The organism is Streptomyces sp. OfavH-34-F (genome assembly GCF_022347745.1).
GTDB lineage: Bacteria > Actinomycetota > Actinomycetes > Streptomycetales > Streptomycetaceae > Streptomyces.
In genome coordinates this window covers 1-9637 of sequence record NZ_JAKRGC010000252.1, presented here as the reverse complement: position 1 = coordinate 9637, position 9637 = coordinate 1, and the positions used below count along the sequence as shown (strand labels likewise).

Annotated in this window: 9 protein-coding genes and 1 pseudogene; 5 read left to right on the top strand and 5 right to left on the bottom strand. The window is 73.5% G+C overall.

Going from position 1 to position 9637, the window contains the following annotated elements; all coding sequences use genetic code 11:
* Positions 1-236: pseudogene (locus MHW47_RS26995) on the bottom strand (CDP-alcohol phosphatidyltransferase family protein); the annotation flags it as partial.
* Positions 237-625: 389 nt separating this feature from the next.
* On the opposite strand from MHW47_RS26995, the gene MHW47_RS26990 reads away from it, so the two are divergent.
* The gene (locus MHW47_RS26990) at positions 626-1567 is read left to right on the top strand and encodes a cation diffusion facilitator family transporter (RefSeq protein ID WP_239226376.1); all 942 of its coding nucleotides are present in this window, start codon (positions 626-628) and stop codon (positions 1565-1567) included.
* A 362-nt stretch (positions 1568-1929) separates the two neighbouring features.
* Positions 1930-2523 carry an isopentenyl-diphosphate Delta-isomerase gene (idi, locus tag MHW47_RS26985; protein WP_239226375.1) on the top strand — a complete coding sequence of 198 codons (594 nt, stop codon included), beginning with the start codon at positions 1930-1932 and terminating at the stop codon, positions 2521-2523.
* A 21-nt stretch (positions 2524-2544) separates the two neighbouring features.
* On the opposite strand, the gene MHW47_RS26980 is transcribed toward idi, so the two are convergent.
* Positions 2545-3003 carry an ATP-binding protein gene (locus MHW47_RS26980; protein ID WP_239226374.1) on the bottom strand — a complete coding sequence of 153 codons (459 nt, stop codon included), beginning with the start codon at positions 3001-3003 and terminating at the stop codon, positions 2545-2547.
* 133 nt (positions 3004-3136) lie between these two features.
* On the bottom strand, positions 3137-3739 hold the full coding sequence (locus tag MHW47_RS26975) for an HdeD family acid-resistance protein (protein WP_239226373.1): 603 nt from the start codon (positions 3737-3739) through the stop codon (positions 3137-3139).
* Between the two features lie 94 nt (positions 3740-3833).
* Here MHW47_RS26975 and MHW47_RS26970 point away from each other — a divergent pair, with 94 nt between their 5' ends.
* The gene (locus tag MHW47_RS26970) at positions 3834-4622 is read left to right on the top strand and encodes an enoyl-CoA hydratase/isomerase family protein (protein ID WP_239226372.1); all 789 of its coding nucleotides are present in this window, start codon (positions 3834-3836) and stop codon (positions 4620-4622) included.
* Here MHW47_RS26970 and MHW47_RS26965 read toward each other — a convergent pair.
* A complete protein-coding gene (locus MHW47_RS26965; protein ID WP_239226371.1) occupies positions 4609-5244 on the bottom strand; it encodes a DJ-1/PfpI family protein in 636 nt (211 codons plus the stop codon). The genes MHW47_RS26970 and MHW47_RS26965 overlap by 14 nt on opposite strands.
* Before the next feature lie 23 nt (positions 5245-5267).
* Positions 5268-6233, bottom strand: coding sequence for a GlxA family transcriptional regulator (locus MHW47_RS26960; RefSeq protein WP_239226370.1), 966 nt, complete (start codon positions 6231-6233; stop codon positions 5268-5270).
* A gap of 134 nt (positions 6234-6367) precedes the next feature.
* Here MHW47_RS26960 and MHW47_RS26955 point away from each other — a divergent pair, with 134 nt between their 5' ends.
* Together MHW47_RS26955 and MHW47_RS26950 are read left to right on the top strand one after the other, a co-directional pair.
* Positions 6368-7225 (top strand): hypothetical protein, encoded by an 858-nt coding sequence (locus tag MHW47_RS26955; RefSeq protein ID WP_239226369.1) that lies wholly within the window; start codon positions 6368-6370, stop codon positions 7223-7225.
* 156 nt (positions 7226-7381) lie between these two features.
* Positions 7382-9637: Tex family protein (locus MHW47_RS26950; RefSeq protein ID WP_239226368.1), on the top strand; the 2256-nt coding region annotated here is incomplete at its 3' end.

The following is a 9637-nucleotide window of genomic DNA, read 5'->3' as shown; positions in this document are numbered from 1 at the left end:
CCGGGCACGGCCGCGGCCGGGAAGCGGGGGTCGGTCAGGGCGAGCCGGAGGGCGTGCCGGTGGCCGACGAAGCGCGGGTCCACGAGGGCGACGCGCCGCGTCGCCGGGACGGCGGCCAGCAGCCGGGCCGCTTCGGTGACGTCGGCGGCGGCGCGGACGTCGAAGCCCAGCGCGCGCAGATCGTCCTCCAGCGGCGATCCGGGCAGCGGAGCACCGGTGAGAATGGCGGTCGACAGACGAACTCACTCCTTGGTGCTGGCACGGATCGGCACGCGACTGTGCGGCCTGAGACGGCCGGCGGCATGTCGGCTGAGGCTATCGGATGGAGGAAAGGGCGAGTTCACTGCCCGTTCGCGCTCCGTTCCGGGCGGAGCCGGATCATGCGCGCCGTCCGCGATCATCATGGTGGATGGCCGCCTCGGCTGCCAAAAAGCCGGTTGCGCGGTCCGTCCGGTCCGAGCGTCGCAGAGCCGGTGCCGGCGCCCTCACCTGCGGGTGTTTCCGCAGGTGAGGGGCAATGACAACGGTGTTCAGTGCCGTGTTGCCCCATACCCCCCACCCGTAGTTGACTGGCGGGGTCCGGGCCGGTGCGGTCCGGGTCCGCGAGACGACCGGAGGCGTCCTCATGGGGGCAGGGCACGATCACGGGCACGCGCACGGCGGGCCGGCACTCACCGGCACGGCGGCCGCCGCGCACAAGGGGCGGCTGCGGATGGCGCTGGGCATCACGCTGGGCGTGACGGTCATGGAGATCGTCGGCGGGGTGCTGTCCGGGTCGCTCGCGCTGATCGCGGACGCGGCCCACATGGCGACCGACTCGCTGGGGCTGGCGCTGGCGCTGCTGGCCATCCACTTCGCCAACCGGCCGGCCGGCCCGAATCGTACCTTCGGCTACGCCCGCGCGGAGATCCTGGCGGCGCTGGCCAACTGCTGTCTGCTGCTCGGGGTGGGCGGGTACCTCCTCTTCGAGGCGGTGCAGCGGTTCATCGAGCCGACGGAGACCCGGGGCGGGCTGACGATCGCGTTCGCCCTGGTGGGTCTGGTCGCGAACGTGGTGTCGCTGTCGCTGCTGACGCGCGGGCAGCAGGAGAGCCTGAACGTGCGCGGCGCCTATCTGGAGGTGCTGGCGGACACGCTGGGCTCGGTGACGGTGCTGGTCTCGGCGGGCATCGTGATGGCGACGGGCTGGCAGGCGGCGGACCCGATCGCCTCGCTGGTGATCGGCCTGATGATCGTGCCGCGGACGGTGCGGCTGCTGCGCGAGACGCTGAACGTCCTGCTGGAGGCGGCGCCGCCCGGCGTGGACATGGGCGAGGTCCGCGACCACATCACGGCCCTGCCCGGGGTGCTGGACGTGCACGACCTGCACGCCTGGACGATCACGTCCGGGATGCCGGTGCTCTCGGCCCATGTGGTGGTGCAGCAGGAGCTGCTCGACTCGATCGGGCACGAGAAGCTGCTCCACGAGCTCCAGGGCTGCCTCGGCGACCACTTCGACGTGGAGCACTGCACCTTCCAGCTGGAGCCGAGCGGGCACGCGGCGCACGAGGCGAGGCTCTGCCGCTGACCGGCCGGGCCCTGCCCCTGCCCCTGACCCGGCCGGGCCGCCCGCCGCGGGGCCCGGTGTTCCGTCGGCCGGTGGCCCGCGGGGCGCGAGGTGTAGGGTCGCGGAAGCGTACGAACCGGTCCTCCCCGGACCGGTTCCCGCCCGGCCGGGGGGACGGCCCGGGTGCCCGGCCCGCTGGATGATTCCGGGCCCGCTCCGATGGGCACGATCGAGTGTCCGCGCGCTTCCGGGGTCCGGTGAGCCGAGGGGCGCGGACCGGACATGCCAGGACCCGAAGTACGGACAAGCCGCTTTTGTACGGCAGACTTGAGCAGACTCGACGGGACCGGCGCTCGGGGCCGGAACCACAGCGAAGGATGGGTATGCCGACCACACCAGTCACCGCGGCGAACACCTCGTCGAACGGCACAGCGGAAGCGATCATGCTCGAACTGGTCGACGAGAACGGCACCACCATCGGCACGGCGGAGAAGCTCGCCGCCCACCAGGCACCCGGTCAGCTGCACCGCGCGTTCTCCGTCTTCCTCTTCGACGAGCAGGGCCGGCTGCTGCTCCAGCAGCGCGCCCTCGGCAAGTACCACTCCCCCGGCGTCTGGTCCAACACCTGCTGCGGCCACCCCTACCCGGGCGAGGCGCCCTTCGCCGCCGCCGCCCGGCGTACCCACGAGGAGCTGGGCATCTCGCCCTCGCTGCTGGCCGAGGCGGGCACCGTCCGCTACAACCACCCGGACCCGGCGTCGGGCCTGGTGGAGCAGGAGTTCAACCACCTCTTCGTGGGCATGGCGCAGGCGCGGCCCGAGCCCGACGCCGAGGAGGTCGGGGACACGGCGTTCGTGACGGCCGCGGAGCTGGCCGAGCGGCATGCGCGCGAGCCGTTCTCCGCGTGGTTCATGACCGTGCTGGACGCCGCCCGGCCGGCGATCCGCGAGCTGACCGGGGACGCGGCCGGCTGGTAGGCGCGTGCGCGGGCGGCGCGGTCACAGGGCGGTGCCGCCGAGCGGCAGGGTCGCCCAGATGACCTTTCCGCCGCCCGCGGTGTGCTCGACGTCGCAGCTGCCGCCCGCCTCGCGGGTGATCTCGCGGACCAGCAGCAGGCCCCGTCCGCCGGTCTGCGCGTGGTCGGTCTCCAGCGCGGTGGGGCGGTAGGGGTGGTTGTCCTCGACGGAGACCCTGACCCACCGCTCGCCCACGGCCACCTCGACGGCCAGCTCCGGCGAGAGCAGCGCCGCGTGCTTGACGGCGTTGGTGACCAGCTCGGAGACGATGAGCAGCAGGCCCTGCGCGATGTCGTCGTCGATCGGCACGTGCTGGCGCTTCAGCAGGTCGCGCACGGCGTGCCTGGCCTGCGGTACGGAGACGTCCGTGGCCGGGGCGGTGAACCGCCACACCCCTTCGTACGGCACGGGCCGGGCGGGGACACTCCCGCGGCTCTCCATAGTCCGGTACCCGCTCTCCACTCGAGGTGACTGCACGTCGAGTACAGAGTGGCGCTGCGGGTTGCCTCGGTCCGCGCAACTGACTACAAGTCGATTCTGATTGACCGAACACGACTCGATTTGCACGAGTGCGTCAGTTTTCGGACTGCTTTCGACCGCCCTTGGTGAGTGGGTCGGGGCCGGAGACCATCGAGACGATCCGCCGGCCGCCGACACCGGCGGCGATGAGCCCGAGCCCGTCGAAGAGCAGGGCGAGCGAGAAGAAGCAGCCGAGGACGTAGAGGCTGCTGTGCGGCCAGTCGAACAGGACGAGCAGGCCGAGGAGCAGCCCGAAGGCGCCCTGGAGCAGCGTCCAGCCGAACTGCGGTCCGCGCACCACGACGCTGCCGACGAGCCGGAACACCCCGCCGGTCAGGAAGAGGAGCGCCGCGAACATGGTCAGCGCTTCGGCGGTGCCGTGCGGGTGGCGGATGACGACGACCCCGGCGGCGATGTTGAGCGCCGCCACGACCACGCCCAGCCAGAAGAAGCTGCTGCCGCGCGACTGGACGGCGTGCGCCAGTCCGACCAGGCCGCCGATCAGCAGCAGCCAGCCGAACAGGAGCATCGAGGTGAGCGTCGCCACGCCGGTGTAGACGAGGCCGACCAGGCCGGCGACGACGAGCAGGGAGCCGAGCAGGACCAGCCCGCCGAAACTGCGGCTGAGCCTCCTGCCCTGGCGTTCGGGACCGTCCACGTGGGGCTCCTCGGGGTGCGTGCCTGCTTCGCGACCCCCTTCTTGATCATAGACCGACCGGTCTCAGTTCGGGTGGCACGGATAGCATCCGGCCATGGACCGTACGGAACCCCGGCTGGAGCACGCCGTCGCGGACGGCGTCGCCACCGTCGTGATCAGCAACCCCGCCAAGCGCAACGCGATGACGGCCGCCATGTGGCGGGCGCTGCCGGTGCTGCTGGCGGAGCTGGCCGCCGATCCGGCCGTGGGCGTGCTGGTCCTGACGGGCGCGGGCGACACCTTCTGCGCGGGCGCCGACATCTCCTCGCTCCGCGACCCGGCGCATGATCCGCAGGGGCTGGCCGTGGCGGCCGAGGAGGCGCTGGCCGCGTTCCCGCTGCCGACGCTCGCGGCGGTGCGCGGCTACTGCGTGGGCGGCGGGAGCCAGCTCGCCGCCGCCTGCGATCTGCGGTTCGCGGCGGAGGGGGCCCTGTTCGGGGTCACCCCGGCCAAGCTGGGCATCGTCTACCCCTCCTCGTCCACCCGCAGGCTGGTCGCCCTCACGGGCCCGGCGACGGCCAAGCACCTGCTGTTCTCCGGTGAGCTGATCGACACCGGGCGGGCGCTGCGGACCGGCCTGGTGGACGAGGTCCTGCCGGCCGGCGGGCTGGACGAGCGGGTCACGGCGTACGCGCGGACCCTGGTGTCCCGGTCCCGGCTGACCCAGGCCGCCGCCAAGGAGTTCGCGGCCGGGCGCACGGACCGGGACGGGCACTGGGCCGCGCAGGCGCGAGGGAGCGGGGACACGGCGGAGGGCGTCGCCGCCTTCCTGGAGCGCCGCGCGCCCCGCTTCACCTGGCGGGCGCAGGCGCCGGGGGCCGGGGCCGCGGTTACCGAAGGATGAACCGGCTCTTGCCGCGCCACTCCTCGACCAGGTCGGCGGGGGCCTTGTCCGGCGAGCCCGCGTCGTAGGGCGGCTGGGGGTCGTACTCGGTGAGGAGCTGTACGGACCGGGCGGCGCGGTCGCCGGCGATGCGGCCCAGCAGGGCGAGGCCCATGTCGATGCCGGACGAGACACCGGCCGCGGTGACGTACTTGCCGTCGAAGACCACGCGTTCGCCGGTGGGCGCGGCCCCGTGCTCCCGGAGCGTGTCCAGGGCGAGCCAGTGCGAGGTGGCGCGCCGCCCCCGCAGGAGCCCGGCGGCCCCGAGGAGCAGCGAGCCGGTGCACACGGAGGTCGTCCAGGTGGTGGCCCCGTCCGCGCGGCGCAGCCAGCGGAGGATGTGCTCGTTGTCCATCTGGTGGTGCTGTCCGGGGCCGCCGGGGACGATCAGCAGGTCCGGGGCGGGGACCTCGTCGAAGGTGCGCTGTGCGACCAGGCCGAGGCCGCCGTTGTCGTTGCGTACCGTGCCCGTGCGCTCGGCGACGAAGACCGTCTCGGCGCCGGGGACGCGGGACAGGATCTCGTAGGGGCCCACGGCGTCCAGGGCGGTGAAGCGGTCGAAGAGGGCGATGGCGATCTGCATGGTCTTCCTGTCTCTCGGGTGGGTCAGGAGTGGTCTGCGGTGTGGGAGCCGAAGCGGCGGCGGTATTCGGCGGGGCCGGTGCCCAGCGCCTTGACGAAGGCCCGGCGCATCGCCTCCGGGGTGCCGTAGCCGCAGCTGCGGGCGATCCCGGCGACGCCGTCGGCGGTGTCCTCCAGGAGCCTGCGGGCGTGTTCGAGGCGGACCCGGTCGACGTACCGGCCGGGCGTGGTCCCGGTCTCCGCCCGGAAGGCGCGGGCGAAGTGGCGGGGCGAGAGCCGGGCGCGGGCGGCCAGGGCGTCCACGGAGAGGTCGGCGCCGGGGTGCTCGGTGATCCAGTGCTGCACCTCGCGCAGCGGTTCGCGGCGTGCCGTCTGGGCCCTGAGCTGGGCGCTGAACTGGGACTGGCCGCCCGGCCTGCGCAGGAAGACGACCAGGTGCCGGGCGATCGTCAGGGCGACGTCCCGACCGTGGTCCTCCTCGACCAGGGCCAGCGCGAGGTCGATGCCCGCGGTGACTCCGGCGGAGGTGGCGATCCTGCCGTCCCGTACGAAGATCGGTTCGGGATCGACCCGCACGGCGGGGTGGGCGCGGGCCAGCGTGTCGCACACGTTCCAGTGGGTCGTCACCCGGTGGCCGTCCAGCTGTCCGGCCGCGGCCAGCAGCAGCGCCCCGCTGCACACCGACACCAGCCGTTCGGGCAGCGGGCCGTGTACGCGCAGCCAGTCCACCAGCGCCGGGGCGGGGGCCCGGGTGCCGGCGCCGCCGGGGACCAGGAGCGTGTCGGGTGCCGGGGCACCGGCGAGGCTGCCGTGCGGGACGAGCGTGAGTCCGCAGGAGGTGCGGACCGGGGCTCCGTCCAGGGAAGCGGTGCGCAGCTCGTACCGCACGCCGGGGAACTTCGAGGCCCCGGCGAACACCTCCATGGGGCCGGTGACGTCGAGGCTCTGGACGCCGTCGAACAGGACGACGAGCACGGATCGCTGCTTCATGGCCCCATCCTGGGCGGGCCCGTCACAGGGCCGCAATGACGGGTTTCCCACCTTTCCGGCCCTCACGACTGCGGCGGAACTCACGTACACACGGGACTTCCCGCTCGTACCGACCAGTCGGTAGCGTTCCGGTCATGAGTACTCTTCCGCCCCGGGCCGGCCGGCGCTGTCACAACGCGCTGAACCCGCTGCACTCCGCGCTCTACTTCTCCCCCGACCTCGGCAAGGAGTTCGCCGGGATAGGGATCGTCGACCCCGTCGCCGTGTACTTCGCCACCCGTGCCGCCGCGATGGGCGCGGTCGGCGCGGACACGGTGACCGCGACGTTCTACAACTTCAACCACGCGCTGGTCTCGCGGCACGTGCCCGCCGTCTGGGAGATCGCCTCGCCGGCGACGGTCCTGGACGCGCGGCTGCGGGCCGCCGACGCGACGCTGCGGCGGCTGCTCGGCGACGAGATCATCGCCTCGCCCGAGATGGCCGAGGCCGCCCAGCTGGCGCTGCGCGCCGCCGAGGGCTGCACCCGGCACGCCCGGCCGCTGTACGCCGCGCACGCCGGCCTGCCGGTCCCCGAAGAACCGCACCTGGTGTACTGGCACGCGGCGGGGCTGCTGCGCGAGCACCGGGGCGACGCCCATCTCGCCGCGCTCCTCGCCGCCGGGCTCGACCCCGTCGAGGCGCTGGTCAGCCACACCGCGACCGGCAAGGGCATGGCGGTCGGCTGGCTGCTGAGCACCCGGGGCTGGCGGCGCGACGACTGGGAGGCGGCGGCGGGGCGGCTGCGCGAGCGCGGGCTGCTCACGGCGGAGGGCGCGCTGACCGAGGAGGGCACGGCGCTGCGCGAGGAGCTGGAGCGGGACACGGACCGGATGGACCTGGCCCCGTACGAGCGGCTGGGCGGCCCCGGGGTGGCCCGGCTGACCGAGCTGGGGCGGGGCTTCCTGGCGACGGCCGCCGCGGCGGGCGCCTTCCCGTCGAGCGCGACGGGCTGACCCGGCGCGGGAAATCCACCGGCCGTCCGCTGGGGTGGCCCGGCGACACGGTGCCCGGCCACCCGGCAGAATGCAGGCGTGTGACTCCGGCCCGCCCCGGCGGCGGTCCGGGGCCCGACCAGCACAGCCAGCAGGAGAAGGCGAGTCGGTAGAACCGTGACGACGTCCATCGAAGGCAGGATCGCCGAGGAGCTCGGCGTACGCGAGCGGCAGGTGAAGGCGGCCGTCGAGCTGCTCGACGGCGGGTCCACCGTGCCGTTCATCGCGCGCTACCGCAAGGAAGCGACCGAGATGCTCGACGACGCGCAGCTGCGCACGCTCGAGGAACGGCTGCGGTATCTGCGGGAGCTGGAGGAGCGCCGGACGGCGGTCCTCGAATCCGTACGGGAGCAGGGCAAGCTCGACGCGGAGCTGGAGGCGCGCATCCGGGCCGCCGACACCAAGGCGCGGCTGGAGGACATCTACCTCCCGTTCAAGCCGAAGCGGCGAACGAAGGCACAGATCGCGCGGGAGGCCGGTCTCGAACCGCTCGCCTCCGGGCTGCTCGACGACCCGTCGGTGGAACCGCTCGCGGCCGCGGCGGCGTTCGTGGACGCGGACAAGGGCGTGGCGGACGCGGCGGCGGCCCTGGAGGGCGCCCGCGCCATCCTGACCGAGCGGTTCTCGGAGGACGCCGACCTGATCGGCGAGCTGCGCGAGCGCATGTGGACGCGCGGGCGGCTGGTGGCGCGGGTCCGGGAGGGCAAGGAGGAGGCGGGCGCCAAGTTCGCCGACTACTTCGACTTCGCCGAGCCGTTCACCGCGCTGCCCTCGCACCGGGTGCTGGCGATGCTCCGGGGCGAGAAGGAGGACGTGCTCGACCTGGTCCTGGAGCCGGAGGAGCCTTCCGGGGAGCCCGGCCCCTCCTCGTACGAGAACATGGTGGCCCGGCGCTTCGGGGTGGCCGACCGGGGGCGCCCGGGCGACAAGTGGCTGGCCGACACGGTGCGGTGGGCCTGGCGGACCAGGATTCTGGTGCACCTCGGCATCGACCTGCGGCTACGGCTGCGGACGGCGGCGGAGGACGAGGCGGTGCGCGTCTTCGCGTCGAACCTGCGCGATCTGCTGCTCGCCGCGCCCGCCGGGACGCGCGCCACGCTGGGGCTCGACCCCGGCTTCCGTACCGGGGTGAAGGTCGCGGTCGTGGACGCGACGGGCAAGGTCGTCGCGACCGACGTCATCCACCCGCACGTGCCGGCCAACAAGTGGGACCAGGCGCTGGCCACGCTGGAGCGGCTGGCCCGCGAGCACCACGTGGATCTGATCGCCATCGGCAACGGCACCGCGTCCCGCGAGACCGACAAGCTCGCCGGTGAGCTGTGCGCGCGGCATCCGGAGCTGAAGCTGACCAAGGTGATGGTCTCGGAGGCCGGCGCGTCGGTGTACTCGGCGTCCGCGTTCGCCTCGCAGGAACTCCCGGACATGGACGTGTCGCTGCGCGGCGCCGTGTCGATCGCGCGCCGGCTCCAGGACCCGCTGGCCGAGCTGGTGAAGATCGACCCGAAGTCGATCGGTGTGGGGCAGTACCAGCACGACCTGTCCGAGGTGAAGCTCTCGCGGTCGCTGGACGCGGTCGTGGAGGACTGTGTGAACGGTGTCGGCGTGGACGTCAACACCGCGTCCGCGCCGCTGCTGTCCCGCGTGTCCGGCATCGGCGCGGGGCTCGCCGAGAACATCGTGGCGCACCGGGACGCCAACGGGCCGTTCCGCTCCCGCAAGAGCCTCAAGGACGTGGCCCGGCTGGGGCCGAAGGCGTACGAGCAGTGCGCGGGCTTCCTGCGCATCCGGGGCGACGACCCGCTCGACGCGTCGAGCGTCCACCCGGAGGCGTACCCGGTGGTGCGGGCGATGGTGAAGAAGACCGGCGGGGACGTCGCCGCGCTGATCGGCAACACGGAGGTGCTGCGGTCGCTGCGGGCGGACGACTTCGTGTCCGAGAAGTTCGGGCTGCCGACGGTGACGGACATCCTCAGGGAGCTGGAGAAGCCGGGGCGCGACCCGCGGCCCGCCTTCAGGACGGCCACCTTCAAGGAGGGCGTCGAGAAGATCGGCGACCTGGCGGCCGGGATGGTGCTGGAAGGCGTCGTGACGAACGTCGCCGCGTTCGGGGCGTTCGTGGACGTCGGGGTGCACCAGGACGGGCTCGTCCACGTCTCCGCGATGTCGCGGTCGTTCGTGAAGGACCCGCGGGACGTGGTGAAGCCGGGTGACGTGGTCCGGGTGAAGGTGATGGAGGTCGACATCCCGCGCAAGCGGATCTCGCTGTCGTTGCGGCTGGACGACGAGGTGGGGGCCGGAGCGGGTGCCGGGGCGGCCGGGGGCCGCGGGTCCTCGGGTGAGCGGGGCGGCGGCCGGCCGCCCCGGCCCCGGCAG

What these genes read in the sequence shown, in the direction of transcription:
- MHW47_RS26990 (WP_239226376.1), top strand. Translation starts at nt 626, where the DNA reads ATGGGGGCAGGGCACGATCACGGGCACGCGCACGGCGGGCCGGCACTC.
- idi (WP_239226375.1), top strand. Translation starts at nt 1,930, where the DNA reads ATGCCGACCACACCAGTCACCGCGGCGAACACCTCGTCGAACGGCACA.
- MHW47_RS26980 (WP_239226374.1), bottom strand. Translation starts at nt 3,003, where the DNA reads ATGGAGAGCCGCGGGAGTGTCCCCGCCCGGCCCGTGCCGTACGAAGGG.
- MHW47_RS26970 (WP_239226372.1), top strand. Translation starts at nt 3,834, where the DNA reads ATGGACCGTACGGAACCCCGGCTGGAGCACGCCGTCGCGGACGGCGTC.
- MHW47_RS26965 (WP_239226371.1), bottom strand. Translation starts at nt 5,244, where the DNA reads ATGCAGATCGCCATCGCCCTCTTCGACCGCTTCACCGCCCTGGACGCC.
- MHW47_RS26960 (WP_239226370.1), bottom strand. Translation starts at nt 6,233, where the DNA reads ATGAAGCAGCGATCCGTGCTCGTCGTCCTGTTCGACGGCGTCCAGAGC.
- MHW47_RS26955 (WP_239226369.1), top strand. Translation starts at nt 6,368, where the DNA reads ATGAGTACTCTTCCGCCCCGGGCCGGCCGGCGCTGTCACAACGCGCTG.